25 protein-coding genes and 2 pseudogenes are annotated in these 24,667 nt (G+C 59.7%); 19 read left to right on the top strand and 8 right to left on the bottom strand.

Going from position 1 to position 24,667, the window contains the following annotated elements; genetic code table 11:
• The gene (locus BSF40_RS29115) at positions 1–945 is read right to left on the bottom strand and encodes an alpha/beta hydrolase (RefSeq protein ID WP_095967927.1); all 945 of its coding nucleotides are present in this window, start codon (positions 943–945) and stop codon (positions 1–3) included.
• Between the two features lie 239 nt (positions 946–1,184).
• Between BSF40_RS29115 and fadD2 the strand changes: the two genes are divergently transcribed.
• On the top strand, positions 1,185–2,873 hold the full coding sequence (fadD2, locus tag BSF40_RS29110; RefSeq protein WP_095967926.1) for a long-chain-fatty-acid--CoA ligase FadD2: 1,689 nt from the start codon (positions 1,185–1,187) through the stop codon (positions 2,871–2,873).
• Positions 2,874–3,254: 381 nt separating this feature from the next.
• Positions 3,255–4,955 (top strand): long-chain-fatty-acid--CoA ligase FadD1, encoded by a 1,701-nt coding sequence (fadD1, locus tag BSF40_RS29105; protein WP_095967925.1) that lies wholly within the window; start codon positions 3,255–3,257, stop codon positions 4,953–4,955.
• Positions 4,956–5,164: 209 nt separating this feature from the next.
• On the opposite strand, the gene BSF40_RS29100 is transcribed toward fadD1, so the two are convergent.
• Positions 5,165–5,542 carry a hypothetical protein gene (locus BSF40_RS29100; protein WP_008054262.1) on the bottom strand — a complete coding sequence of 126 codons (378 nt, stop codon included), beginning with the start codon at positions 5,540–5,542 and terminating at the stop codon, positions 5,165–5,167.
• 202 nt (positions 5,543–5,744) lie between these two features.
• Here BSF40_RS29100 and BSF40_RS29095 point away from each other — a divergent pair, with 202 nt between their 5' ends.
• The 3 genes from BSF40_RS29095 (at position 5,745) to def (ending at position 7,611) form a co-directional block, all read left to right on the top strand.
• The gene (locus BSF40_RS29095; RefSeq protein WP_095967924.1) at positions 5,745–5,936 is read left to right on the top strand and encodes a CsbD family protein; all 192 of its coding nucleotides are present in this window, start codon (positions 5,745–5,747) and stop codon (positions 5,934–5,936) included.
• Positions 5,937–6,112: 176 nt separating this feature from the next.
• On the top strand, positions 6,113–7,069 hold the full coding sequence (locus BSF40_RS29090) for a YihY/virulence factor BrkB family protein (protein WP_095967923.1): 957 nt from the start codon (positions 6,113–6,115) through the stop codon (positions 7,067–7,069).
• Between the two features lie 2 nt (positions 7,070–7,071).
• Entirely contained in the window at positions 7,072–7,611 is a 540-nt protein-coding gene (gene def / locus BSF40_RS29085) for a peptide deformylase (protein WP_015096556.1), read from the top strand.
• A 123-nt stretch (positions 7,612–7,734) separates the two neighbouring features.
• Here def and BSF40_RS29080 read toward each other — a convergent pair whose 3' ends face one another.
• Positions 7,735–8,154, bottom strand: a complete 420-nt coding sequence (locus BSF40_RS29080; RefSeq protein ID WP_095967922.1) for a GNAT family N-acetyltransferase — start codon at positions 8,152–8,154, stop codon at positions 7,735–7,737.
• Positions 8,155–8,482: 328 nt separating this feature from the next.
• Here BSF40_RS29080 and BSF40_RS29075 point away from each other — a divergent pair, with 328 nt between their 5' ends.
• Positions 8,483–9,424, top strand: coding sequence for a fatty acid desaturase (locus tag BSF40_RS29075; protein WP_095967921.1), 942 nt, complete (start codon positions 8,483–8,485; stop codon positions 9,422–9,424).
• Positions 9,425–9,445: 21 nt separating this feature from the next.
• Here BSF40_RS29075 and BSF40_RS33285 read toward each other — a convergent pair.
• A pseudogene (locus tag BSF40_RS33285) lies at positions 9,446–9,535 on the bottom strand (metal ABC transporter ATP-binding protein); the annotation flags it as partial.
• Positions 9,536–9,564: 29 nt separating this feature from the next.
• On the opposite strand from BSF40_RS33285, the gene BSF40_RS29065 reads away from it, so the two are divergent.
• From BSF40_RS29065 to BSF40_RS33640, 5 genes and pseudogenes are all read left to right on the top strand, one after another.
• Positions 9,565–10,356 carry a phosphate/phosphite/phosphonate ABC transporter substrate-binding protein gene (locus tag BSF40_RS29065; protein WP_095967950.1) on the top strand — a complete coding sequence of 264 codons (792 nt, stop codon included), beginning with the start codon at positions 9,565–9,567 and terminating at the stop codon, positions 10,354–10,356.
• A gap of 238 nt (positions 10,357–10,594) precedes the next feature.
• Positions 10,595–11,143, top strand: coding sequence for a sigma-70 family RNA polymerase sigma factor (locus BSF40_RS29060; RefSeq protein ID WP_095967920.1), 549 nt, complete (start codon positions 10,595–10,597; stop codon positions 11,141–11,143).
• Positions 11,140–12,153, top strand: coding sequence for an ABC transporter substrate-binding protein (locus BSF40_RS29055; protein ID WP_007974473.1), 1,014 nt, complete (start codon positions 11,140–11,142; stop codon positions 12,151–12,153). The genes BSF40_RS29060 and BSF40_RS29055 overlap by 4 nt, the downstream gene beginning before the upstream one ends.
• Positions 12,154–12,755: 602 nt before the next feature.
• Positions 12,756–13,529: pseudogene (locus tag BSF40_RS33645) on the top strand (PAS domain-containing protein); the annotation flags it as partial.
• A gap of 6 nt (positions 13,530–13,535) precedes the next feature.
• A complete protein-coding gene (locus BSF40_RS33640; protein WP_225923774.1) occupies positions 13,536–14,075 on the top strand; it encodes a methyl-accepting chemotaxis protein in 540 nt (179 codons plus the stop codon).
• Positions 14,076–15,081: 1,006 nt separating this feature from the next.
• Here BSF40_RS33640 and BSF40_RS29035 read toward each other — a convergent pair.
• Positions 15,082–15,720 carry a glutathione S-transferase family protein gene (locus BSF40_RS29035; RefSeq protein ID WP_095967916.1) on the bottom strand — a complete coding sequence of 213 codons (639 nt, stop codon included), beginning with the start codon at positions 15,718–15,720 and terminating at the stop codon, positions 15,082–15,084.
• A 399-nt stretch (positions 15,721–16,119) separates the two neighbouring features.
• Here BSF40_RS29035 and BSF40_RS29030 point away from each other — a divergent pair, with 399 nt between their 5' ends.
• Complete coding sequence (locus BSF40_RS29030) at positions 16,120–16,368, top strand: DUF6124 family protein (RefSeq protein ID WP_057713571.1); 249 nt, start codon at positions 16,120–16,122, stop codon at positions 16,366–16,368.
• Positions 16,369–16,523: 155 nt separating this feature from the next.
• Here BSF40_RS29030 and BSF40_RS29025 read toward each other — a convergent pair whose 3' ends face one another.
• The gene (locus BSF40_RS29025) at positions 16,524–17,555 is read right to left on the bottom strand and encodes a LacI family DNA-binding transcriptional regulator (protein ID WP_095967915.1); all 1,032 of its coding nucleotides are present in this window, start codon (positions 17,553–17,555) and stop codon (positions 16,524–16,526) included.
• A gap of 215 nt (positions 17,556–17,770) precedes the next feature.
• On the opposite strand from BSF40_RS29025, the gene BSF40_RS29020 reads away from it, so the two are divergent.
• Both BSF40_RS29020 and BSF40_RS29015 read left to right on the top strand, forming a co-directional pair.
• Positions 17,771–18,304, top strand: coding sequence for a gluconokinase (locus BSF40_RS29020; protein ID WP_095967914.1), 534 nt, complete (start codon positions 17,771–17,773; stop codon positions 18,302–18,304).
• Positions 18,305–18,385: 81 nt separating this feature from the next.
• Positions 18,386–19,738, top strand: a complete 1,353-nt coding sequence (locus tag BSF40_RS29015) for a GntP family permease (RefSeq protein WP_015096544.1) — start codon at positions 18,386–18,388, stop codon at positions 19,736–19,738.
• Between the two features lie 183 nt (positions 19,739–19,921).
• On the opposite strand, the gene alaC is transcribed toward BSF40_RS29015, so the two are convergent.
• On the bottom strand, positions 19,922–21,136 hold the full coding sequence (gene alaC / locus BSF40_RS29010) for an alanine transaminase (protein WP_095967913.1): 1,215 nt from the start codon (positions 21,134–21,136) through the stop codon (positions 19,922–19,924).
• Positions 21,137–21,275: 139 nt separating this feature from the next.
• Here alaC and BSF40_RS29005 point away from each other — a divergent pair, with 139 nt between their 5' ends.
• The 3 genes from BSF40_RS29005 to BSF40_RS28995 all read left to right on the top strand — a co-directional run bounded on the left by BSF40_RS29005 (position 21,276) and on the right by BSF40_RS28995 (position 23,078).
• A complete protein-coding gene (locus BSF40_RS29005; RefSeq protein ID WP_095967912.1) occupies positions 21,276–21,938 on the top strand; it encodes a LysE family translocator in 663 nt (220 codons plus the stop codon).
• 67 nt (positions 21,939–22,005) lie between these two features.
• Positions 22,006–22,491 carry a GyrI-like domain-containing protein gene (locus tag BSF40_RS29000; protein WP_095967911.1) on the top strand — a complete coding sequence of 162 codons (486 nt, stop codon included), beginning with the start codon at positions 22,006–22,008 and terminating at the stop codon, positions 22,489–22,491.
• Between the two features lie 98 nt (positions 22,492–22,589).
• Positions 22,590–23,078: a GNAT family N-acetyltransferase gene (locus tag BSF40_RS28995; RefSeq protein ID WP_095967910.1), complete on the top strand. Its 489-nt coding sequence runs from the start codon at positions 22,590–22,592 to the stop codon at positions 23,076–23,078.
• A gap of 124 nt (positions 23,079–23,202) precedes the next feature.
• On the opposite strand, the gene BSF40_RS28990 is transcribed toward BSF40_RS28995, so the two are convergent.
• Positions 23,203–23,688 carry an N-acetyltransferase gene (locus tag BSF40_RS28990; protein ID WP_095967909.1) on the bottom strand — a complete coding sequence of 162 codons (486 nt, stop codon included), beginning with the start codon at positions 23,686–23,688 and terminating at the stop codon, positions 23,203–23,205.
• A gap of 141 nt (positions 23,689–23,829) precedes the next feature.
• On the opposite strand from BSF40_RS28990, the gene BSF40_RS28985 reads away from it, so the two are divergent.
• Both BSF40_RS28985 and BSF40_RS28980 read left to right on the top strand, forming a co-directional pair.
• Positions 23,830–24,255, top strand: coding sequence for a nuclear transport factor 2 family protein (locus BSF40_RS28985; protein WP_095967908.1), 426 nt, complete (start codon positions 23,830–23,832; stop codon positions 24,253–24,255).
• A gap of 66 nt (positions 24,256–24,321) precedes the next feature.
• Positions 24,322–24,666: a YciI family protein gene (locus tag BSF40_RS28980; protein WP_015096538.1), complete on the top strand. Its 345-nt coding sequence runs from the start codon at positions 24,322–24,324 to the stop codon at positions 24,664–24,666.
• Position 24,667 lies beyond the last annotated feature (1 nt).

Here is a 24,667-nt window from a genome sequence, read left to right as displayed (position 1 = left end):
CTATTCGGCTCGGTGCGGCCGAGGGGTGCTCAAGGCCTGGGCGATCCAGTTCAGCACATCGGCGACGATTTCATCGCGGTTGCTCTCGTTGAACAGTTCGTGCCGGGCCAGCGGGTAAACGGTCAGTTGCAGGTGCTGGCTGCCGGCCGCCCGCAACGCGTCGGCCAGATCCTTGAGACGTTTGCCTTCGCTCACCGGATCACATTCACCGCCAATCACCAGCAGCGGCAGGCCCGGGTCGATCTGGGCGAGATTGGACGCTTTGCTGATTTGCTGCAAGCCACCGAGCAAATCGATCCACAATTGATTGGTGCAGCGGAAACCGCAGAGCGGGTCGTTGACGTACAGGTCGACCTGCGCCGGATCACGGCTGAGCCAGTCGAACGGCGTGCGTGCCGGTTTGAATTTTTTGTTGAACGAACCGAACGACAGCCATTCGATCAATGCGCTGCGTCCTTTGCCGCCCTGGCGCAGGCGTTCGAAACGGGCGATTTGCCGTGCCGCGCGATAAAGCGCCACGGGCTGGAAGTTCGACCCGCTGAGGATGGCCCCGTGCAGGCTGGCACTGTGGTGCAGCAGATAGGCCTGGGCGATGTAACTGCCCATGCTGTGACCGAGCAGCACGATCGGTATGCCTGGGTGCTGCTGGCCGATGTGCTGGTTGAGGCACGCCAGGTCGCTGACGACCTTGCACCAGCCATCGTCATCGGCGAAATGCCCCAGGGTCCCGTTTTCGGCAGTTTTGCCATGTCCACGCAGGTCCGGTGCACACACGCCGTAGCCCTGATCACAGAGTTTTTCCGCAAGGGCTCCATAACGGCCGCTGTGTTCGGCCATGCCATGGGCCAGCAGAATCATTGCCTTGAGGCTGCCGTCGGGTAGCCACTGGTTGACGAAGAGGCGGCTGTGATCGCTCGTGGTCAGCCAGAAAGTGTCATGGATCATGGCGGTTCCTTTGCACTGAGTCGTTGCATTGTATAGCGCATCCCGTTGCATGCGTCTGATCAGCCCACAGCAAGGCTGGAAGATTCACACGGTCAATGACGGCGTTGCGCATATTTGCCTGAATCGCCATAGCTGCTAGTGTCCGTGAAGCTCCGCTTTTCGCTTTCAGCCTTTGAGGGATCAGGGAGAAATGACAGAAAAGCGGCCCCGGATAGATTCAGGTAAAGAGGACAAGAACAATGCAACCTGATTTCTGGAATGACAAACGCCCGGCCGGCGTACCCCTGGATATCGATCTGGGAACCTACAAGTCGGTGATCGAGGTGTTCGAGCGTTCCTGCAAGAAGTTTGCTGACCGCCCTGCGTTCAGCAACATGGGCGTGACCCTGACCTACGCCGAACTGGAACGCCAGAGCGCTGCCTTCGCCGGCTACCTGCAAGCCCACACCGACCTGGTGCCGGGTGACCGCATCGCGGTGCAGATGCCCAACGTCCTGCATTACCCCATTGCCGTGTTCGGCGCCTTGCGCGCCGGGTTGATCGTGGTCAACACCAACCCGTTGTACACCGCGCGGGAAATGCGTCACCAGTTCAAGGATTCCGGTGCCCGGGCGCTGGTGTACCTGAACATGTTCGGCCAGAAAGTCCAGGAAGTGCTCCCCGACACCGACATCCAGTACCTGATCGAAGCGAAGATGGGTGACCTGATGCCCACCGCCAAGGGTTGGCTGGTCAACACTGTGGTGAGCAAGGTCAAGAAGATGGTCCCGGACTATTCCTTGCCCCAGGCCGTCTCTTTCAAGAGCGCATTGCGCATGGGCCGTGGCCTGGGCATCAAGCCGCTGAAGGTCGGCCTCGACGACATCGCCGTGCTGCAATACACCGGTGGCACCACCGGCCTGGCCAAGGGTGCGATGCTGACCCACGGCAACCTGGTGGCGAACATGCAGCAGGCACGGGCCTGCCTCAGCCAGTCGGCCAGCGACGGTCAGCCGCTGCTGCGTGAAGGCCAGGAGGTGATGATCGCGCCGCTGCCGCTGTACCACATCTATGCCTTCACGGCGAACTGCATGTGCATGATGGTGACGGGCAACCACAACGTGCTGATCACCAATCCACGGGACATTGCCGGCTTCATCAAGGAACTGAAGAACTGGCGGTTCTCGGCGCTGCTGGGGCTCAACACACTGTTCGTTGCGCTGATGGATCACCCGGATTTCAAGACCCTGGACTTCTCCAGCCTCAAGCTCACCAACTCCGGTGGCACTGCGCTGGTCAAGGCTACGGCCGAGCGCTGGGAACAACTGACCGGTTGCCGCATCACCGAAGGTTACGGCCTGACCGAAACCTCGCCGGTGGCGTGTACCAACCCCTATGGCGAGCAGTCCCGGATCGGCACGGTCGGCCTGCCGGTGCCGGGCACCACGCTGAAAGTCATCAGCGATGACGGCGTCGAACAACCTTTGGGTGAGCGCGGCGAGTTGTGCATCAAGGGCCCGCAGATCATGAAGGGCTACTGGCAGAAACCTGAAGCCACGGCCGAAGTGCTGGATGCCGAGGGCTGGTTCAAGTCCGGTGACATTGCGGTGATCGACCCGGACGGTTTCGTGCGCATCGTTGACCGCAAGAAGGACATGATCATTGTCTCGGGTTTCAACGTGTACCCGAACGAAATCGAAGACGTGGTGATGGCTCACCCGAACGTCGCCAACTGTGCGGTCATCGGTGTGCCTGACGAACGGTCGGGGGAGGCGGTGAAGCTGTTCGTGGTGGCCCGTGAAGCGGGCGTCAGCCTTGAAGAGCTGAAGGCGTACTGCAAGGAGAACTTCACGGCGTATAAAGTACCGAAGCACATCGTGCTGCGTGAGTCGCTGCCGATGACGCCGGTGGGCAAGATCCTGCGGCGGGAGTTGCGTGATATCGCCTGATCGGTGAATGGCCGATCCCTGTAGGAGCGAGCTTGCTCGCGATGGACGTCAACGATAACGCGCCCTGTTTGTATGATCGCGTCGTCCGGACGTTTTTCGCGAGCAAGCTCGCTCCTACAGTTTTAGCGCGGAAGCCCCGATTTTCGGGGCTTTCAGGGAAGTATAGAATTTTTGCTCTAAAATGACCAATCACTAGTCTTGAGTCACAAATGTGACCGTAGAGGCCGCTTTTGGCTCTAGTCGACCCTTGGCAAAGCTGCTACTCTCGGCGCGCTTTGTGACTTCTCGGCCTTCTATCAGCCAGATTCACCAATGACCAAACACCAATAATAATCGCATCAAATGCGGTGCTGAATTCGCGTTGCTGAGGAGTGGGCTTCCATGATCGAAGACTTTTGGAAGGATAAGTACCCAGCTGGGATTGCTGCTGAGATCAATCCAGACGAGTATCCGAATATTCAGGCAGTGTTGAAGCAATCCTGCCAACGCTTCGCCAACAAGCCGGCATTCAGCAACCTGGGCAAGACACTCACCTACGGTGAACTGTACGAATTGTCCGGTGCGTTTGCCGCTTATCTGCAACAGCATACCGATTTGCAGCCTGGCGATCGAATCGCCGTGCAACTGCCCAACGTGTTGCAGTACCCGGTTGCCGTCTTCGGCGCCATCCGCGCCGGGCTGATCGTGGTCAACACCAACCCGCTGTACACCGCGCGGGAGATGGAACACCAATTCAACGACTCCGGTGCCAAGGCTCTGGTCTGCCTCGCCAACATGGCGCACCTGGCTGAAGCCGTGGTGCCGAAAACTGGCGTCAAGCACGTGATCGTCACCGAAGTCGCCGACCTGCTGCCGCCGCTCAAGCGCCTGCTGATCAACAGCGTCATCAAGTACGTGAAGAAGATGGTGCCGGCCTATCACTTGCCAAAAGCCATCAAGTTCAACGACGTGCTGAGCAAAGGCCAGGGCCAGCCAGTGGCCGAAGCCAATCCGGCCAGCAGCGATGTCGCGGTGCTGCAATACACCGGCGGCACCACCGGCGTGGCCAAGGGCGCGATGCTGACCCACCGCAACCTGGTGGCGAACATGCTGCAGTGCAAGGCGCTGATGGGTTCGAACCTCAATGAAGGTTGCGAGATCCTGATCACGCCGCTGCCGCTGTACCACATCTATGCGTTCACTTTTCACTGCATGGCGATGATGCTGATCGGCAACCACAACATCCTGATCAGTAACCCGCGTGACCTGCCGGCGATGGTCAAGGAACTGTCGAAGTGGAAGTTCAGCGGCTTCGTTGGTTTGAACACATTGTTCGTGGCCCTGTGCAACAACGAAGGCTTCCGCAAACTGGACTTCTCCGCGCTGAAAGTCACCTTGTCGGGCGGCATGGCCCTGCAACTGGCCGCAGCCGAACGCTGGAAGGCGGTCACCGGTTGCGCCATCTGCGAAGGCTACGGCATGACCGAAACCAGCCCGGTGGCCACGGTCAACCCGATCCAGAACATCCAGATCGGTACCATCGGCATTCCGGTGCCGTCGACCCTGTGCAAAATCATCAACGATGCCGGTGTCGAACAACCGATGGGCGAAATCGGTGAACTGTGCGTTAAGGGGCCGCAGGTCATGAAGGGTTACTGGCAGCGCCAGGAAGCCACCGATGAAATCCTCGACAGCGAAGGCTGGTTGAAGACCGGTGACATCGCGCTGATCCAGCCTGATGGCTACATGCGCATTGTCGATCGCAAGAAAGACATGATCCTGGTGTCCGGTTTCAACGTGTACCCGAACGAGCTCGAAGACGTGCTGGCGACCCTGCCGGGCGTGCTGCAATGCGCGGCCATCGGTGTGCCGGACGAGAAATCGGGCGAAGCGATCAAGATTTTCATCGTCGCCAAGCCAGGCGTGACCCTGACCAAGGAGCAGGTGATGGAGCACATGCGCGCCAACGTCACCGGCTACAAGGTCCCGCGCTCCGTGGAGTTCCGCGATGCACTGCCGACCACCAACGTCGGCAAGATCCTGCGTCGTGAATTGCGCGATGAAGAGCTGAAGAAGATCAACGCGAAGAAAGCCACCGCGTAATCGACAAAAAGCCCCGCAGATGCGGGGCTTTTTGTTGAGGCCAATCTTGGGGGCAGGGGGCTTTTGTGGCGAGGGGGCTTGCCCCCGTTCGGCGGCGCAGCCGTCGCAAATCAGATCAACTCGGTGTGTCTGACAAATCTCAGTTGCAGGTTTTGGGGCCGCTTTGCAGCCCAACGGGGGCAAGCCCCCTCGCCACAAAGTTCTGTGAATTATTGGCGAAACGGCGCGAAGTTGACGTTGGTGCCCGCCGGGCGCATGTCTTGCAGGAAGGAGTCCTTGTCGGCGCTCAGTTCCAGGCTCAATGCAGCCTTGCGCTTGCCTTCATTGCGCACCACCAGCCCTTCGAGTTTCTCGCGCAGGAACACGGTCGGCACTTTCAGGTGCAACAGCTCGTCGGTGGCCGGCGTGTGCATCAGCAGGTGGATCCACTCGTACTGACCGATTGCCAGGCGCGTCACCGGGAGGTCGAACCACCAGATGTTGCGATTACGGTTCAATTCGGCGAAGTGGCAGTTGTTGACGCCAAGCACAGCACCGCCGAGTTCCTGGTTTCTGCGGGCAATGGCCTGCTTTTTATCGAGTTTCATAACATTCCTACGGGATTGGATCTTCAGCGCCATGGCCTGAACGTGTTGCGCATTCTCGGGGGTTGGCCCGCAAACATAAAGCGCAACCTGCACTGAACGATGAAATGTCGTGATGAAAATAAATGAAACTCCCTGCAAAAGCCCCCGGTCAACCTTGTGTAACGACTTTTCTTCCCATTGAACTGTTCACAGGAGAGTCACCATGGGCAGCACAAGCGATAAAGTCAAAGGCATGGCCAATGAAGCCGCCGGCAACGTCAAGCAGGGGGTGGGCAAGGCCACCGGTAACGACAAATTGCGCGCCGAAGGCGTGATGCAGGAAAAGAAAGGCGAAGCCCAGCAGGCGGTTGGTAAAGCCAAGGATGCACTGAAAAAAGGCATCGACAAGGCGTGATCCGGCCTTTAATAAAGTTATGAAGCGGCCATCCTCAGATGGCCGTTTTTGTGTCAGCCTGAACTTGAGGGAGGAAAATGTTTCAAAGTCGCGAAACAGGCTGATTTGATGTAGAAAACGGCCCCTGAGTCGCCACGACTTCAACCCAATTCCGTATGCGGCGAATGGAGACGCGAATGATTTTTCCGGACATGAGAGGCCTGCCTCTGCACCGTGTGATGATGCGCACGGTCACCGAGTTCATCGCCGACGAGATGTCGACCTATGCCTCGGCGCTGGCCTATCAAATGCTGTTTTCGCTGTTTCCGTTCATCCTGTTCCTGATTGCCCTGATCGGCTTCCTGCACCTGCCGGACTTCTTCTCCTGGCTGCGCCTGCAATCGGAGCTGGTGCTGCCGCCCCAGGCGCTGGAACAGGTCAACCCGGTGATCGACCAGCTTCAGCAGTCCAAGGGTGGTTTGCTTTCGGTGGGTATCGTGATTGCGCTGTATACCGCCTCCGCCGGTGTGCGGCTGATGATGAGCGCGATGAACGCGGCCTACGACGTGGTTGAAGGGCGCCCGCTGTGGAAACGCTTTCCGTTGTCGATCATCTACACCGTCGGCATTGCCGGCATGCTGCTGATCGCTGCCGCACTGATGGTGCTCGGGCCGCAGGTGATGGGCTGGATCGCTGCGCAAGTCGGCCTTGAGTACTTTATCGTCACGCTCTGGACTATCGCGCGCTGGCCGGTGATCGTGATTCTGCTGATGGTCGCGGTGGCGCTGATCTACTACGTCATGCCCGACGTCAAACAGGAATTCCGCTTCATCACACCGGGCTCGGTGCTGGCGGTGGTGGTGTGGATCATTGCCTCCCTGGGATTCGGTTTGTACGTCAAGGAGTTCGCCAACTACAACGCCATGTATGGCAGTATCGGTGCGATCATCGTGCTGTTGCTGTACTTCTACATTTCCGCCGCGGTGCTGCTGCTGGGCGCGGAGATGAACGCGGTGATCGAACACATGTCGCGAGAGGGCAAGGACCCTGGGGAAAAAGTGGCTGGCGAGCATGGTCCCGTCCATGAGGAAAAACACCACGTCTCGGGCCTGGGCCGCGATCACTCTATCAAACCGACCATCGATGAAACCTGATCATGATTCGTGAAATCCTGAAAATGGGCGACGAGCGCCTGCTGCGCATTGCCCCGCCAGTACCGGCCGAGATGTTCGACAGCCCCGAGCTGTGGCAACTGATCGATGACATGTTCCAGACCATGGAGAGTGTGGGCGGCGTTGGCCTGGCGGCGCCGCAGATCGGCGTCGACCTGCAACTGGTGATCTTCGGTTTCGAGCACAGCGAACGTTATCCGGATGCCGAAGCCGTGCCGCAGACGATCCTGATCAACCCCTTGATCACGCCGCTCAGTCCGATCATGGAAGAGGGCTTCGAAGGTTGTTTGTCCGTGCCCGGCCTGCGTGGCGCGGTGCAGCGTTACCAGCAGATTCGCTACGAAGGTGTCGATCCCAAGGGCGAGCCCATTGTGCGCGTTGCTTCGGGGTTCCACGCACGGGTGGTGCAGCATGAGTGCGATCACCTGATCGGCCGCCTGTACCCCTCGCGCATCACCGACTTCAGCAAGTTCGGCTTCACCGAAGTGATGTTCCCGGACCTGGATCCCAACGCCGACGATTAATCCAGATCCACCACAAAACCGATGTGGGAGCGGGCTTGCTCGCGAAGACGGCTTGATATTCAACAACTGAATTGACTGACCCACCGCCTTCGCGAGCAAGCCCGCTCCCACATTCGATCTTCGTCAGGCTTGAGAAGGCGCCAACCCCATCGCAATCATCGGCTTGCTGCGCGCATACCGGCTCAACCGTTCAACCATCGCATAAGGCATCGGCGGATCGAACGTAAACCCGCGTCGCTCATAAAATCCGCGCAAGTCCGGATGGCAGAACAACCACACCGGCAATTCACAATCCTTCACCGCGGCTGCAATCAACCCGGCGGCTATTCCTTGTTCCCGGCACTGTGGATCGACAAACAACCCGGTCAGCCAATGCCCGCCGGACACCGGGCGCAAACACAGTGCGGCCACAATCCCGTCACGCCGGGCCACCCAGAGCTGCGCGTCGCGCACGGCTTTCATTGACGATTGGTGAGCGCGATAGAACTTGTTCATCAATGGCCATAACGGCTCGTCGAGCAGGGCGTACTGGGTGTCGGGCATGGTCTCGGACTGTCGGTGGGCAAAGCGGCGATTATAAAAGAACGCGCGCGCCGGGATAGGTGTATACCTGATCTCACATCCCCACGAGTGGAGTACGCATCATGTCCAAAGGTATGGATTCAAAGAAAGCAGACAAGAAAAAGCCGGCGAAAACCGCTATCGAAAAGCGCGCCGACAAGAAAGCCAAAAAGGTCAATGTGTTCGGGCATTGAGCCTGCGCTGACCGATCGCTCCCGCGCAATGCGGGAGCGATCACATTGCAAATAATCTGCAAGAAATCCGGGCGTCGTTGCACAGAAGAGGATTGGTCCCCGATCCGAGCAATGCCATGCCTCATTATTTCGATGCAGCCCACCGAGAAGAAATCGAAACCCTGCGCCAACGCCTCACCGCCCGCACCGAGTGGCCGACCTGGTTGCTGTTGATTGGCGTGTACAGCGCGTGGTTCACCCTTGTTCTGGCCAGTGATTCATTGGGCTTGTGGTTGAGCACGTTGTTGCTGATTCCCGTGGTGGTGGTGTGGCTGTCGGTGCAGCACGAACTGCTGCACGGTCATCCGACCCGCTGGCCGCTGTTGAACAAAACCCTTGGCTACGCACCGTTTGCCGTCTGGTATCCCTACACCTTGTATCGCGACAGCCATTTGCTGCATCACCGCGATGAAGACCTGACCATCCCCGGTCGCGATCCGGAAAGCCGTTACCTGAATGCCGAGCAGTGGCAGGGCAGTTCGTTGTTCGAACAAGGCCTGCACTGGTTGAACAAAACCGTGCTCGGGCGCTTTCTGCTCGGTGCGCCAATCGCCTTGATGACGCTGGCCCGGGAAGAACTGCAACGCCTGAAAAGCGGCGAGCGCCAGGCCTGGTTGATGTGGCTCAGCCATGGCGCATTGACTCTGTTGATGCTGCTGTTCATCGCGCGCTACAGCGTGTTGCCGGTGTGGCATTACCTGTTCCCGATCAGTGTGCCAGCGCTGTCGATCGCCATGATTCGCTCCTACTATGAACATCGACCTCACGCGGCGCCGGAGCAACGTACCGTGCTCAATGAAGCGGCGTGGCCGTGGCGTTGGTTGTTCCTGAACCTCAATTTCCATCTGGTGCACCATGAGTTGCCGGGGTTGCCCTGGTACGACCTGCCCCGCGCCTATTGGGCCCGCCGCGAGCAATGGCTGGCGCGTAGCGGCGGGTTTTTGGTGCGGGGTTATGGGCAGCTGTGGCGTGAATACGGCGTAAAGGCCATCGACAGCCCGAGGCATCCGTTTTACTGATGCGTAGATCACCTCCAAACCCTGTGGGAGCGGGCTTGCTCGCGAATGCGGTGTGTCATTCAGCATCGATGTTGGCAGAGACGACGCCTTCGCGAGCAAGCCCGCTCCCACAGGGAACTTCGTGGTATGGAGATACGATGATGACCCAACACATCGCCGAACTGCTGATGTACACCGCCCCCGAACCCATCCACCAGGCCAACGAACGCTGGCTGGCGCGAATCCTCGAGCACCTGGGCGAAACCCGCGGCGATGCTGCAGGCCTGTCACTGATGGAGATGTGGTTGTCGCCGCATTTGCTGCTCACCCAAACCTGCGGCTATCCGCTGATGACGGCCTTGCGCGGCAAGGTCCGGGTGCTGGGGCGACCGCGTTACGAGCTGCCGGACAGCCGCGGCGGCAATCACTGCAGTCTGATCCTGGGACGGGTCGATGATCCGCGACAGACCCTGGCGGATTTTCGCGGCAGTCGAGGCGTGATCAATGGCCATGACTCCAACAGCGGCATGAATCTACTGCGCCACCGGTTGGCGCCGTTGCAGCGTGACGGGCGTTTTTTTGCCGAGCTCGGCATCAGCGGCAGTCATCGCGAAAGCCTGCGCTGGTTGCGCGAGGACCTTGCCGATCTGGCGGCCATCGACAGCGTGACATTTGCCTGTCTGGCCCGATACGCCGAGGAGGAAGTGACCGGTTTGCGCGTGATTGACCGCAGTGCGCTAAGTCCTGCGTTACCGTTCATTACTGCCGCAACGGTCAGCGATGAGCAGGCTGAAACGTTGTTGCAGGCGATGAATCAGGCGTTGCGCGAGTTGCCTGACGTTGCCGAAATCCTCGGTTTGCTGCAGGTGCTGCCCGCCACTGAAAGCGATTATCAGGTTGTGCTCGATTATCAGCGTGAGGCCGAGATGCTGGGATATGGAGATTTGCGATAGGGCGCAAATGTCGAGTCGACAGGTCCATTTTTCGCGGGCAAGCCCGCTCCCACAGGGTTTCGGAGTACCTGTGGGAGCGGGCTTGCCCGCGATGACGGATGGTAAGGCGCAAGAAATCTTAAATTCCATAAATGAATATAAAAATAAGTTTTAAGTATTATTAATGAATAAGGCTCCTTGCTAGGATTCGCCTCACCGGACCACCGGACATTCAGCGACCCCTAACCCAGGAGCCCCTATGTCCGGCGCCGATATTCTTCACCGCAAACACGTGGACGGACTGTTCCGCGCCCACTACCACTGGCTCTGCACACGCCTGCGTCAGTCCCTGAACGATGCCGCCGCTGTCGAAGACATTGCCTGCGAAACCTTCCTGCAGCTGCTCCAGGCGCCTGGCCTGACGGCCATCCGTGAACCCCGTGCCTTGCTCACCACCATCGCCCGGCGCCTGCTCTATCAGCGCTGGCGTCGAGGTGATCTGGAGCGCCAATACCTTCAGCAACTGCAACAGGCCGAGCCGATCCACGCCGAATCACCAGAGGAGCTGGCTCAACTGTCCCAAACCCTGACCCATGTGGAGCGCAGCCTTCAGCGGCTGCCTGGCAAAGTGCGCTCGACCTTCCTGCTGTCGCGGATCGACGGCCTGACCTATCCGCAAATTGCCGCTGCGCTGGGCATCTCCCTGCGTTCGGTCAGCGACTACATGACCCGTTCCCAGGCCCTGTGCGACCGGCACAGCGCCAACCAATCCCTGAACCGCCCACTCCAGAACAAGAGGTCCGCATGAGATCGATCAAAACCCTGCTCGGCAGTTCGCTGCTGGCCCTGAGCCTGTTGTCCCACCCGGCATCGGCCACGGAAAAAGCGGCGCCTATCCATTTTGGCGACATCACTTGGGAAAGCGGCAGCCTGATCACCGAAATCCTGCGCCTGATCGTTGAGAAAGGTTACGGCTACCCGACCGACACGCTGCCGGGCAGCACCGTCAGCCTGGAAGCGGCGCTGGCCAAAAACGATATTCAGGTCATCGGTGAAGAGTGGGCCGGACGCAGCCCTGCCTGGGTCAAGGCCGCCGCCGAGGGCAAGGTCTTCGGCCTCGGCGATACGGTCAAAGGCGCCACCGAAGGTTGGTGGGTGCCGGAGTACGTGATCAAGGGCGATCCCGAGCGCGGCATCAAGCCCTTGGCCCCGGAGCTGAAGTCCGTTGCCGACCTGGCGAAGTACAAGGATGTATTCCGCGACCCTGAAGACCCGAGTCGTGGACGCTTCCTCAACAGCCCCACCGGCTGGACCTCGGAAATCGTCAACAGCCAGAAACTCAAGGCTTATGACCTGACCGCCAGCTACGTCAACTTCCGCACCGGTTCCGGCGCAGCGCTGGACGCAGAAGTGGCGTCGTCGATCCGCCGTGGCAAACCGGTGCTGTTCTACTACTGGTCGCCGACACCGCTGTTGGGGCGATTCAAACTGGTGAAGCTCGACGAACCGCCGTTCGACGCCGAAGCCTGGAAAACCCTGGCCGACGCCAACAACCCGAACCCCAAAGGCACGCGCTCGATGCCGGCGAGCCTGGCCATCGGCGTGTCGGCACCGTTCAAGGCGCAATACCCGGACCTGGTGACGTTCTTCGAAAAGGTCGACCTGCCGATAGATCTGTTGAATCAGACCCTGGGCCAGATGAGTGAAAAACGCCAGAAACCCCGCGAAGTCGCCGAAGCGTTTTTGCGTGAGCAGCCGCAGGTGTGGAAGGGCTGGGTGCCGGGGGAGGTGGCTAGCAAGGTGAGTGCGAGCTTGTAGTACTGTCTGAAGTTTCTGCGGTGCCTGAACTGCCGTCTTCGCGAGCAAGCCCGCTCCCACATTGGGTCTGTTGTGTCCACAAATCCTGTGGTCAACAACGATCCCCTGTGGGAGCGGGCTTGCTCGCGAATGTTCTCAAGTCTTACGCCAATTGAGTGGTCAATGCCGCTTTCATCGCCGGTCGCTGATCCCCCCTGACAAGCCGCTGAACCGTTTTTGTCCTCAATGCTGGCCGACTAGTGGCCTTGCAAGCCCAAGCTTGCTGTCTATGATCAGCTGTAATTGGTTATGTCGACCGTGATGGGGCGGTCGACTGGCCGTCAGAGTGCGCAATCAAAGGCACCGACACTTGATGACAGGGAGCTGTCCGCTAAATGGAATTTGATTCGAATCTGTTAGGGCTGGCCCGCATGCGGGCTATCAAGAGAAGGATGTCTTGATGAGCGTGTCGCTGTAAGGACCCTCCGATTGATCATCGTTTATCACCTGACTAGTCCTTCTTTTTGGAGGGATGCGTGTGCCTGTTCCACGGAACGTAGTGGTGGATGTGAAAGACCTGCAACTTTCATCAATCAAAAAAATGCGCGCAAGGTGATACAACAATGTTCAACCTACATCACAAGGCTGACCTGCTGGAAATCGAACGCTTCAGCTGTGCGCTGACCGAGGCCAACGCCAAGCTGGCGGCGGTCAGTCGTTCGATGGCGATGATTGAATTCACCCCGGACGGCATCATCATCGATGCCAACGAAAATTTTTGCAGTGCCATGGGTTACAGCGCCGAAGACGTGCGCGGCAAGCATCACCGGATCTTTTGTGAAGAGCAGTACTACCGCAGCGACGACTACACCAGACTGTGGCGCGACCTGGCGCGGGGCGAGCCGCTGAGCGGGACCTTTTTGCGCTTGCACAAAAGCGGCCGTGAAATCTGGCTCGAAGCCAGCTACCTGCCGGTGCTGGGCCCCGACCGGCAGGTCAAGAGCGTGATCAAGGTCGCTACCGACATCACCGCGCGGATCAACAAGGAACACGAAAACGAAAGCCGACTCGCCGCGATCGGCCGCTCCATGGCCGTGATCGAATTCACGCCCGAAGGCAAGGTCATCAGCGCCAACGACAACTTCCTGAAAACCATGCAGTACTCGCTCAACGAAGTGGTGGGGCAGCATCACAGCCTGTTCTGCCACCGTGCCGAAGCCGAGTCCCAGGGTTACCGAAATTTCTGGGCTTCGCTCAACCGCGGCGAATATCACTCCCACCGTTTCGAGCGCAGGAACAAGCAAGGTCAGACGGTATTCCTCGAAGCGTCCTACAACCCGTTGTTCGACGCCAAGGGGCGTTTGTACAAAGTGGTCAAGTTTGCCAGCGACATCACTGCCCAGATGACCACCCTGCAAACCGCCGCCGAATCGGCCCACAGCACCTCGGTGCAAAACGACGTCTGCGCGCGCAAGGGCTCCGAAGTGGTGCAGCAGACGGTGCAGATCATCCAGGACATTTCCCGCGACCTGAACGAAGCGGCACTGAGTATCGATGCCGTGAGCAAACAGTCCGACATCATCGGCACCATCGTGCAGACCATCCGCGGCATTGCCGATCAGACCAACCTGCTGGCACTGAACGCGGCGATTGAAGCGGCGCGGGCCGGTGAGCACGGGCGCGGGTTTGCGGTAGTGGCCGATGAGGTGCGCAGCCTCGCGGCGCGTACCAGCCAGGCGACGCTGGAGATCGTCGAGGTGGTGCGCAAGAACCACGACTTGTCGCTCAGCGCCGTGTCGAGCATGCAATCGAGCCTGAGCCGAACCGGCCTGGGCGTGGAACTGGCGCACGAGGCGGGGGAGGTGATCCTGGAAATCCAGCAGGGCTCACGGCATGTGGTGGATGCGATCAGTCAGTTCAACTCGACGTTGCAACTGAACTAGTCGCGGTAACTACAACTGTAGGAGCCAGCTTGCTGGCGATGGACTCCAGTGCGCCGCGTTTATCCAGGTCACACGCGTTATCGTTAACGACCATCGCGAGCAAGCTCGCTCCTACAGGGGACCGCAATTGTAGGAGCCAGCTTGCTGGCGATGGACTCCAGTGCGCCGCGTTCATCCAGGTCACACGCGTTATCGTTAACGACCATCGCGAGCAAGCTCGCTCCTACAGGGGGCCGCAAAATTGTAGGAGCCAGCTTGCTGGCGATGGACTCAAGCGCGCCGCGTTTATCCAGGTCACACGCGTTATCGTTACCGACCATCGCGAGCAAGCTCGCTCCTACAGGGGGCCGCAAAATTGTAGGAGCCAGCTTGCTGGCGATGGACTCCAGTGCGCCGCGTTTATCCAGGTCACACGCGTTATCGTTAACGACCATCGCGAGCAAGCTCGCTCCTACAGGGGACCGCAATTGTAGGAGCCAGCTTGCTGGCGATGGACTCCAGTGCGCCGCGTTCATCCAGGTCACACGCGTTATCGTTAACGACCATCGCGAGCAAGCTCGCTCCTACAGGGGGCCGCAAAATTGTAGGAGCCAGCTTGCTGGCGATGGACTCAAGCGCGCCGCGTTTATCCAGGTCACACGCGTTATCGTTACCGACCATCGCGAGCAAGCTCGCTCCTACAGGGGGCCGCAAAATTGTAGGAGCCAGCTTGCTGGCGATGGACTCCAGTGCGCCGCGTTTATCCAGGTCACACGCGTTATCGTTAACGACCATCGCGAGCAAGCTCGCTCCTACAGGGGGCCGCAAAATTGTAGGAGCCAGCTTGCTGGCGATGGACTCCAGTGCGCCGCGTTTATCCAGGTCACACGCGTTATCGTTAACGACCATCGCGAGCAAGCTCGCTCCTACAGGGGACCGCAATTGTAGGAGCCAGCTTGCTGGCGATGGACTCCAGTGCGCCGCGTTCATCCAGGTCACACGCGTAAGATCGGCAACCTGCGGCCGTTCAAGGCAAGCCGTTGCAGCAATGCTTCAGGAAGCCGGGATGCTGCGCCAGGCGTTTGAAATACTCATCGACGGCGGGGTAATCCGGGCGCTCGATCGGGGTCATCAGCCAGCGGTTGACGGACAGGCCGATGACGATGTCGGCCAGGGTAAACCGCGGTCCGGCGACATAGGCCTTGGTGGTTGCGAGTTGATGTTCGAGGATGCCCATTTTCTGGTTCCAGCCGCGAATGCCGACCTCGAGGCTATGCGGGTCCTGGAACTCCGGGTCTTTGCGCACCAGTGCCATGAACGGGTATCTCCAGGACGGATTGAGCTCGGTGGCTTGCCAATCCATCCACTGCTCCACCCGAGCGCGGGCGGCCGGTTCGGCAGGCAGTAGCTCGGCATGATGGTGATGGTGTTTGCCCACCAGGTAGCGGCAGATGGTATTGGACTCCCATAACACTCCGGCTTCATCGATGATCACCGGCACCTGCGCGTTGGGATTGAACCGGAGGAACTCGGGGCTGTGGGTAGAGGCAAAACCGCTGCCCCAGTCCTCGCGTTCGTAGGTGATGCCCAGTTCCTCGCAGGTCCACAGGACTTTTCTGACGTTGATGGACGACGCTTTGCCGAGAATCTTCAGTACATGTTCCATGTTCTGCTCCAGCGAGAATGACGTACAGGCAATTGTAGGTGGTGGTATGTAGGAAGGCGCTGTAGGAGAGCGGCTTCAGATGAGTTGTGCAGGTTACGCTTTCTTGCACCCTTGCCTACAACTACGCCAGAATCCGCCGACTTGTGCGCCTGGTATCCGGACTCTATCGTTCCGTGTCGCTGCAAATTCAGCGACCGGGTCTAGCAGCCTGGATACTTTAGACGCATGACGTCCACCCATCGTGATCTGCCCGCCAGCTCACGTTATGGCGGCTGTGCGTGGGAAGACCTTCGGGTCTACCGGGTTCTAGAGTCCTGGTCTGCTAGCCCGCGCACGGCTGCCACCTTATTTTCGTCTAGCAGCGAATCGTGGCAGCTCCATCACTCTAGGAGTATTGCCATGTTCAAACCCACGCCCAACCCCCCACGCAATCCCAGCCCGATGTTCTCCATCTCGCCTGGCATCAATAACGAAACGCTGTTGGCGCACGCCTGCGAGTCACTGGCCTCGGCGAGTGTGATGACCAATGACTTTGCTGCGTTTCTGGAAGGCAGCCATCGCAACACGGCGCTGGCGATCGCACAGATCATCATGCTGGCGGAACTGGCGGTGAATCGCGTGCTGGATAACCTCGATCCGCAGGATTGATCGCCGAACCTGTGGCGAGGGAGCTTGCTCCCGTTGGAGTGCGAAGCGCTCCCAATATGAACGGATGCGTTTTATCCGCATTGCGACGGCTGCGCCGCCGAACGGGAGCAAGCTCCCTCGCCACAAACCCTCACTTCACTGCGGTTGTGTCGCGCCTACGTGCTTTCCCGCACCTTCAACTCAAACCCCATGTCCTGCACCGGCCTGGCCACGGTGTTGCCGGCCATCAGTGTCAGCATCTGCTCAGCCGCGCGGCGGCCGATGGCCTCGCGGGGGGTGTTGATGCTGCTCAGGCGCGGGACCATGTGTTCGGACATGGGCAGGTCGTTGAAGCCGAGGATCGCCACTTGCTCGGGGATCTTGATCCCGTGTCGCATCGCTTCGAGCAGCGCGCCCTGGGCCAGGTCGTCGTTGCCGAAGAAGATCGCATCGACATCCGGGCGGCTGGCGATCATCTGCAAGAACAATTCGCCACCCAGGCCGACCGAAGACGGACGGGGCGTCAGCACTTCCAGCGCCGGGTCGTACAAGCCGGCCTTTTGCAGGGCTTTGCGGAAACCTTCGCCGCGCAGCAAGGTGCGCTGGTCCAGCTGCGCGCCGATGTAGGCCAGGCGCTTGCGACCGCGAGACAGCAAGTGTTCGGCCGCCGTTTCGCCGGCCGCCAGTTGCGAGAAACCCACGCAATTAAGCCCGGCGGCGCTGTCCAGCTCCATCATGTACACGCAGGGAATGTTGCTGGCTTCGATCATCCGCCGCGAGCTTTCGGTGCGGTCGAACCCGGTCAGCAGCAAGCCGCGTGGCTGATAGGCCATGTAGTTGCGCAGCAGGTTTTCTTCTTCATCGCGTGAGTAGTGGAAGTTGCCGATCAGCACTTCGAAGCCCTTGGGGCGCAAAACCTGATGAATGGCTTCCAGGGTATCGATGAACAGCAAATTGGATAATGAAGGCACCAGCACCACGACTGAATGGCTCTGGGCCGAGGCCAGGGCGCGGGCGGCAGGGTTGACGACATAGTTGAGTTCCAGCGCCGCTTTCTGCACTTTTTCCACCAGTTCGGTGGCCACGGTGCTGACGCCACGCAGGGCGCGGGAGGCGGTGATCGGGCTGACGCCGGCCAGTCGGGCAACTTCGTTCAGGGTAGGGCGGCCAGTGGTGCGGGTATTTTTATCGTTCTTGGTTGTGTTCATCGACGGCTTGCCAAACAAAATTCAAGGCACTAAGGTAGCGCTGTCTCGATGCAGCTGCAAATGCGTGAGCGAGGGTTCGCCTGATCCTCGCTTTTTGGTGTTGGGACCTAACCTGCTGCAACCCTTAAAATGACAAGAAAGGCGTCGGCAACTTCTGCTTTTGGTCTAGTGTCATAACTGGCAAAGGTAGCGCTGTCTGCGCGCTGAGGTGTTACATGAACCATCCCATCACCGCCCTGGTCATCATGGGCGTTGCCGGTTGCGGCAAGACGTGCGTCAGCGAGGCCCTGTGCCAACTGAGCGGCGCCACGGCCATTGAAGGCGACTCTTTCCACCCTGCCGCCAATATCGAAAAGATGAGCGCGGGGATCCCCCTGAACGATGAAGACCGCGCCGGCTGGCTCGACAGCCTGTGCGATGAACTGCGCCGTGTCGACGCCAAGGGTGAGCGCCCGGTGCTGACCTGTTCGGCGCTCAAACACATCTATCGCGAACGTCTGCGCAGCGCCTTGCCGGGCCTGGGCTTCGTGTTCCTTGAGTTGACCCCCGAGGTGGCCGCCGACCGCGTGTCCCATCGGCCGGGCCACTTCATGCCGTCGACCCTGATCGACAGCCAGTTCGCCACCCTCGAATCGCCCGTCGGCGAGCCGCTGACCCTGGCGCTGGATGCTTCGACCCATAGCGTCGAGCAACTGGCTGCGCAGGCTCATGCCTGGTGGCAGACGAACGGCCTGAAGCAGGCGGTATGACTGTGCTTGCAAAGACAGCGCTGTCCTCGCGGCTTCTGACTAACCCGCTTTAATAACAACAACAACCAGGAGACACCCCTAATGTTTGGCATGTCCCACGAGACGTTCCTGCTGCTCGATGCAGTGGTCACGGTGATCGGGCTTATCGTCCTGATCACCAAGTTCAAATTGCACCCCTTCCTTGCCCTGATCATCGCCGCAGCCTTCCTCGGGCTGACCTCCGGCATGCCGATCGGCACCATCATCAAGGCGTTCCAGGACGGCTTCGGTGGCGTGCTTGGTTTTGTCGGCATCATCCTCGCGCTGGGCACGATGCTCGGCAAGATGATGGCCGAATCGGGCGGTGCGGATCAGATTGCACAGACGTTGATCCGCGCCTTCGGCAAGGACAAGGTGCAGTGGGCGATGATGTTCGCGGCGTTCCTGGTCGGTATTCCGCTGTTCTTCGAAATCGGCTTCGTGCTGCTGATCCCGCTGGTGTTCATCGTCGCTCGCCGCACTGGCGTGTCGATCATCAAGATCGGTATCCCGCTGCTGGCGGGTCTGTCCGCGGTACACGGCCTGGTGCCGCCGCACCCGGGGCCGCTGCTGGCCATCGGTGTGTTCGGTGCTGACATCGGCAAGACCATTCTGTACGGCCTGATCGTTGCGCTGCCAACCGCCATCATCGCCGGCCCGATCTTCGGTACGTTCATTGCCAAGCACATCCCTGGTCATCCGAACCAGGAGCTGGTGGATCAACTGGCCCGCGAATCGGATTCTGCCGATCTGCCAAGCTTCGGCATCACGCTGGTGACCGTGCTGCTGCCGGTGTTCCTGATGCTGCTCAAGACCTTTGCCGACGTGGTGCTGCCCGATGGCAACATCTTCCGCGCCTTCATGGACCTGATCGGTCACCCGATCTCGGCGCTGCTGCTGGCCTTGCTGCTGTCGCTGTATACCTTCGGCTACAAGCAGGGCATCGGTTCCAGCCAGATGATGAAGTGGCTCGATGCGAGCCTCGCGCCGACCGCCGCGATCATCCTGATCATCGGTGCAGGTGGCGGCTTCAAGCAGATGCTGGTGACCAGCGGTGTGGGTGACGTGATCGGCCACATGGCGGTGAACGCACAGATTTCGCCGATCCTGCTGGCCTGGCTGGTGGCGGCGGTGATTCGTATCGCCACCGGTTCGGCGACTGTGGCGACCATCACTGGCGCGGGCATCGTGGTGCCGGTGGTGGGGATGATTCCGGGCGTGAACCGTGAGCTGCTGGTGCTGGCCACCGGTGCCGGTTCCCTGATCCTGTCCCACGTGAATGACGCCGGTTTCTGGCTGGTGAAGCAGTACTTCAACATGACCGTGGCCGAAACCTTCAAGACCTGGACCGCGATGGAAACCATCCTGTCGGTGGTGGGCCTGGGCTTTATCCTGTTGTTGTCGCTGTTCGTCTAAGCGATTCGGCAGACACAAAAAAACCGCAGCGATGCGGTTTTTTTGTGGGTGCTCGATTTTATGGCTGAATACAATTCAAATGTGGGAGCGGGCTTGCTCGCGAAGGGGGAGTGTCAGTCAACCAAGATGTTGTTTGGTACACCGCATTCGCGAGCAAGCCCGCTCCCACAAGGTCATGTGTTATCAGTTGGTTTTCGGGGCCAACCCATCCGCGCGAAACATCCCGCGAATCCCGCGTACGGCCTGGCGAATCCGGTCCTGGTTTTCGATCAGCGCGAAGCGCACGTGATCATCGCCGTACTCGCCAAACCCGACGCCCGGCGAGACACACACCTTGGCCTCGGCCAGCAGTTTCTTGGCGAACTCCAGCGAACCCAGGTGCGCGTAAGCCTCAGGGATTTTGGCCCAGACGTACATCGACGCTTTCGGGTTTTCCACCATCCAGCCCAGTTCATGCAGGCCCTTGACCAGTACGTTGCGGCGCTGCCGATACTGCTCGGCGATGTCGCGCACGCATTGCTGATCGCCTTCCAGGGCAGCAATCGCCGCCACTTGCAGCGGGGTGAAGGTGCCGTAGTCGTGGTAGCTCTTGATTCGCGCCAGGGCGTTGACCAGTTCCGGGTTGCCGACCATGAAGCCGATGCGCCAGCCGGCCATGTTGTAGCTCTTGGACAAGGTGAAGAACTCCACCGCAATGTCCTTGGCCCCCGGCACCTGCATGATCGACGGGGCTTTCCAGCCGTCGTAGACGATGTCGGCGTAGGCCAGGTCGTGCACCACCAGCACGTCGTACTGTTTGGCGAGGGCGATGACGCGCTCGAAGAAGTCCAGCTCCACGCACTGGGCGGTCGGGTTGGACGGGAAACCGAGGATCATCATCTTCGGTTTCGGGATCGAACCGCGAATGGCCCGCTCCAGCTCCGCGAAGAAATCCACGCCCGGCACCAGCGGCACCGACCGTACCTGGGCGCCGGCAATCACGGCACCGTAGATGTGAATCGGGTAGCTCGGGTTGGGCACCAGCACGGTGTCGCCCTGATCCAGGGTGGCCAGCATCAGGTGTGCCAGGCCTTCCTTGGAGCCGATGGTGACGATGGCTTCGCTTTCCGGGTCGATGTCGACCTCGTAGCGGTCCTTGTACCAGTTGGAAATCGCCCGGCGCAGGCGCGGAATGCCCTTGGAGGTGGAGTAGCCGTGGGTGTCTTCGCGCTGGGCCACCGTGACGAGTTTTTCGACGATGTGCGGCGGCGTGGCGCCGTCGGGGTTGCCCATGCTCAAGTCGATGATGTCTTCGCCACGACGACGGGCGGCCATCTTCAGCTCGGCGGTGATGTTGAAAACGTAAGGGGGGAGTCGATCGATGCGCGCAAAGCGGCGCGGCGAACCTTGTTCGGCCATTGTTGCCTCGGATAACGTAAGCGCCCGGAACCGTCCGAGCGACGCTGGTCACTGCGGTGACCTGTGGCGGAATGTAAGGGCAGCTGTGGCAGACTGTCCAGCCTCAAAGTAAACAAATTTTTCCGAAGGATAGGGTTCGATGGAATTTACCAGCGGCTTCTTGCTGAGCCTTTCGCTGTGCCTGGATATCGGCGTGGCCAACATCGCGATGATCACCCTGGCCATGCAGCGCGGCTATTTCCAGGGCTTTGCCCTGGGCCTGGGGACCTGCGTGGGCGATCTGATCTACGCGGTACTGGCGCTGGCCGGCATGACCGTGTTGCTGCAGTACGAAACCGTGCGCTGGGTGTTGTGGATCGGTGGCTCGGCGCTGCTGGTGTATTTCGCGGCGAAGATGATCTATTCGGCGATTCACCACGAAGCGGTGCTGGCGCAATCGACCGAGGTGGGGCACAACTCCCATCGCAAGGCGTTCTTTCGCGGGATCTTCCTGGCCATGTCGTCGCCCAGTGCGATTCTCTGGTTCGCCGCCGTGGGTGGCACGCTGATCGCCCGTTCCGGCGGCGGTGGCGCCCTCAGCTCCGCGCTGTTTCTCGGCGGTTTTCTCTGTGCGGGGATTCTCTGGTGTGTCGGGCTGTGCTTTGCCGCGAGCCACGGCGGCAAGTTGCTCGGCGACAAGTTGCTGCGTTATTCCTACATGGCATCGGCGGCGATCTTCTGTTATTTCGCGGTCTACGTGATCCTATCGGGTTATAACGAGTTCGTTGGCGCCGGTGCGGTCGAGCCGTTGCACGCCCTGTAACTGGGCGAATCGGGTTTGGCTTCTATACTCCCAGCCGAACCCATTTTTATGCGTCAGGAGTCGAGTCATGGATGAGTTAGCACGCGTCGAACTGACGCAACCGCGCTTCGAACACGGGCACTTCCTGCTGATTGCAGGGCTGGGCGGACCATTCACCCAGCAAACCACCCAGGGTATTCCCGAGCTCTGGGAGAAATTCATCCCGCATCTGGGCCATATTCCGGGCCAGAAAGGCGAAGTCACCTACGGCGTCTGCTGCAATTTCGACGGCAAGGGCGGCTTCGATTACATCGCCGGGGTCGAGATCAGCAAGCTCGATGATTTGCCGGAAACTTACCGCTGGGTGGAAGTTCAGCCGCAGCTGTACGCGGTGTTCGAGCACAAGGGGCCACTGGACACCCTGCCGCAAACCTTCCAGTACATCCATGGCACGTGGCTGCCGCAGTCCGGCCACGAGCTATTGGCGGCGCCGGAGTTCGAACGTTACAGCGAAGACTTCAACCCCAAGCTCAACACCGGCAAGCTGGAACTCTGGCTGCCGATCAAGGCATGACACCTGCCGCGAGAGGCGGATCAGCCGATTCGTCTCTCGATGTCCCACGGCGGCTGATTTATCATCCCCAGCCTTTCCCATGCTGATCCCGAGCCGCCATGAACACCGTCATCCGCAACGTCACCCCCGCCGATCTGGACCGCTGCTTTGCCATCGAAACCCTTGCCTATGAAGGTGACGAAGCCGCGACCCGAGAGAAGATCGCCACCCGCATCGCCACCTGGCCCGAGGGGTTTATCGTGGCTGAAGTGGACGGGGTCGTCGCCGGTTTCATCAATTCCGGTGCGGCGTTTCAGGTGGAAATGTCGGACGAGGCGTTCAAGGAACTGATCGGCCACGACCCGGCCGGGCCGCATGTGGTGATCATGTCGGTGGTGGTGCACCCGGATTATCAGGGGCAGGGCCTGGCCAGGCTTTTGATGGGCGAATTCATCGAGCGTATGCGGGCGATGGGCAAGGTCAGCATCAACCTGATGTGCAAGGAGCGGCACATTCCGTTGTATGCAGGGTTCGGCTTTGCGTACGTCAAGCCATCGGCGTCGGACCATGGCGGCATGGCCTGGCATGAGATGGTGCTGGCGCTGTAAGCCACACCGAAGATCCCCTGTGGGAGCGGGCTTGCTCGCGAAGGCGCAGTGTCAGTCGACATCATCGTTGGCTGACACTGCGCCTTCGCGAGCAAGCCCGCTCCCACATTTGAATGGGGTTACCTCAAAAGGTCAGCCCCATCCGCCGCTCGTAGCCGATCCGGCCCTTGTACGCCTCGCCGCTGTCGACAAAGCCGAACCTTTCGTACAGGGCGATGGCAGCTTCGTTATCGGCATCCACCGACAGCTCCAGCCCCCGGATCTCCGGCCAGGCCAGGCGCGCCGCTTCGGGCAGCGCCTGCAGGCAGGCCTTGCCGTAGCCTTTGCCCTGGGCGCGTTGATCGACTTGCAGGGCATGCAGGGTGGCGCTGTGTTCATTGGCCCACGCAGGCAATACGGGTGGGCGTTTGAGCAGCAGGAAGGCCACGGGAATGTCTTCGGCCAGCAGGGCAAATCCTTTGACCCCCGGGCCGGGCCTGGACAACAAGGTGTGCAATGCACCGTGGATATCACCGGAGAACTTTATCTGCTCCGGATGTACTTCAATGGCCTCGATCTGCTGGCGCTGCAGCGCATTCAGGCTTTCGTAAGGTACAAGTCGGGCTGTCACGGGAGTGTCCTTTTTCCAACATGAATAGAACCTCGGATTCTAGCGATTCTGGCCGTTTGGATTATTTTTATTTCTTCTGTCGATTCGCCGGATCGCCAGACGACTAAGGGTGTCTTCCAATAAAAACCACGGAGAACCACCATGAACTCGCAAACCCAGATCCAGAACCTCATCGAGAACTATCGTCAGGCGGTCATGGCCAAGGACATTGAAAAAGTCATGGCCCTGTATACCGATGACATCGTCTCCTTCGACGCGGTCAAGGCCCTGCAATTCAAAGGCAAGCCGGCGTATCGCGCACATTGGCAGGCCTGCATGGAAATGTGCCCCGGCCCGCACATTTTCGAATTCCACGAAATCACCATCGAGCCGTCCCAGGAGATCGCTTTCGCTCACTGGCTGGCCCATTGCGGTGGCACCAACGACAAGGGCGAAACCCAGGCTTGCTGGATGCGTGTCTCGCAGTGCTATCGACAGGAAGCCGGGCTGTGGCAGATCGTCCACGAACATTGGTCGGCGCCGTTCGACATGACCAGCGGCGCGACGCTGTTCGACCTCAAGCCCTGATCGTCGGGAAACCGAGCCAGAATGCCAGTCAGCGACCATAGTTGATCGTTCGATAAGGAGAGCGTGATGAAGTACTTATGCCTGGTCTACAGCGATGAGCACCTGCTGCATTCGCTGCCGGAAAGCCCGAAGGACGAAGAGTGCATGGCCTATGCCGAGTCGATCCAGGGCAGTGGCCGGATGGTCGCCGCCGAGGCGCTGGAGTCGGTGCAGACCGCCACCACCGTGCGCATGCGCAACGGCAAGATGTCGATCACCGATGGTCCATTCGCTGAAACCAAGGAGCAGCTGGCCGGTTTTTATCTGATTGATGCCAAGGACCTCAACGAAGCCATCCAGGTCGCCGGGAATATTCCGGCGGCCCGGGTCGGCAGTGTCGAAGTGCGCCCCGTTCGGCAGCTGAATCCTTAAG

It is taken from the genome of Pseudomonas sp. ACN5, from assembly GCF_002303975.1.
GTDB classification, from domain to species: domain Bacteria; phylum Pseudomonadota; class Gammaproteobacteria; order Pseudomonadales; family Pseudomonadaceae; genus Aquipseudomonas; species Aquipseudomonas laurylsulfatiphila.
This window is presented reverse-complemented; position numbering and strand designations above follow the sequence as displayed.

Bases quoted from the DNA above. Each gene is read 5' to 3' on its own strand.
- BSF40_RS29055 (WP_007974473.1), top strand. From the start codon at position 11,140: ATGAGATCGATCAAAACCCTGCTCGGCAGTTCGCTGCTGGCCCTGAGC.
- BSF40_RS33640 (WP_225923774.1), top strand. From the start codon at position 13,536: ATGACCACCCTGCAAACCGCCGCCGAATCGGCCCACAGCACCTCGGTG.
- BSF40_RS29095 (WP_095967924.1), top strand. From the start codon at position 5,745: ATGGGCAGCACAAGCGATAAAGTCAAAGGCATGGCCAATGAAGCCGCC.
- BSF40_RS29065 (WP_095967950.1), top strand. From the start codon at position 9,565: ATGACCCAACACATCGCCGAACTGCTGATGTACACCGCCCCCGAACCC.
- fadD1 (WP_095967925.1), top strand. From the start codon at position 3,255: ATGATCGAAGACTTTTGGAAGGATAAGTACCCAGCTGGGATTGCTGCT.
- BSF40_RS28995 (WP_095967910.1), top strand. From the start codon at position 22,590: ATGAACACCGTCATCCGCAACGTCACCCCCGCCGATCTGGACCGCTGC.
- BSF40_RS29075 (WP_095967921.1), top strand. From the start codon at position 8,483: ATGCCTCATTATTTCGATGCAGCCCACCGAGAAGAAATCGAAACCCTG.
- alaC (WP_095967913.1), bottom strand. From the start codon at position 21,136: ATGGCCGAACAAGGTTCGCCGCGCCGCTTTGCGCGCATCGATCGACTC.
- BSF40_RS28985 (WP_095967908.1), top strand. From the start codon at position 23,830: ATGAACTCGCAAACCCAGATCCAGAACCTCATCGAGAACTATCGTCAG.
- BSF40_RS29030 (WP_057713571.1), top strand. From the start codon at position 16,120: ATGTTCAAACCCACGCCCAACCCCCCACGCAATCCCAGCCCGATGTTC.
- BSF40_RS29060 (WP_095967920.1), top strand. From the start codon at position 10,595: ATGTCCGGCGCCGATATTCTTCACCGCAAACACGTGGACGGACTGTTC.
- BSF40_RS29000 (WP_095967911.1), top strand. From the start codon at position 22,006: ATGGATGAGTTAGCACGCGTCGAACTGACGCAACCGCGCTTCGAACAC.
- BSF40_RS29005 (WP_095967912.1), top strand. From the start codon at position 21,276: ATGGAATTTACCAGCGGCTTCTTGCTGAGCCTTTCGCTGTGCCTGGAT.
- BSF40_RS29080 (WP_095967922.1), bottom strand. From the start codon at position 8,154: ATGCCCGACACCCAGTACGCCCTGCTCGACGAGCCGTTATGGCCATTG.
- BSF40_RS29090 (WP_095967923.1), top strand. From the start codon at position 6,113: ATGATTTTTCCGGACATGAGAGGCCTGCCTCTGCACCGTGTGATGATG.
- def (WP_015096556.1), top strand. From the start codon at position 7,072: ATGATTCGTGAAATCCTGAAAATGGGCGACGAGCGCCTGCTGCGCATT.
- BSF40_RS29035 (WP_095967916.1), bottom strand. From the start codon at position 15,720: ATGGAACATGTACTGAAGATTCTCGGCAAAGCGTCGTCCATCAACGTC.
- BSF40_RS29015 (WP_015096544.1), top strand. From the start codon at position 18,386: ATGTTTGGCATGTCCCACGAGACGTTCCTGCTGCTCGATGCAGTGGTC.
- BSF40_RS29025 (WP_095967915.1), bottom strand. From the start codon at position 17,555: ATGAACACAACCAAGAACGATAAAAATACCCGCACCACTGGCCGCCCT.
- BSF40_RS29100 (WP_008054262.1), bottom strand. From the start codon at position 5,542: ATGAAACTCGATAAAAAGCAGGCCATTGCCCGCAGAAACCAGGAACTC.
- BSF40_RS29115 (WP_095967927.1), bottom strand. From the start codon at position 945: ATGATCCATGACACTTTCTGGCTGACCACGAGCGATCACAGCCGCCTC.
- fadD2 (WP_095967926.1), top strand. From the start codon at position 1,185: ATGCAACCTGATTTCTGGAATGACAAACGCCCGGCCGGCGTACCCCTG.
- BSF40_RS29020 (WP_095967914.1), top strand. From the start codon at position 17,771: ATGAACCATCCCATCACCGCCCTGGTCATCATGGGCGTTGCCGGTTGC.
- BSF40_RS28980 (WP_015096538.1), top strand. From the start codon at position 24,322: ATGAAGTACTTATGCCTGGTCTACAGCGATGAGCACCTGCTGCATTCG.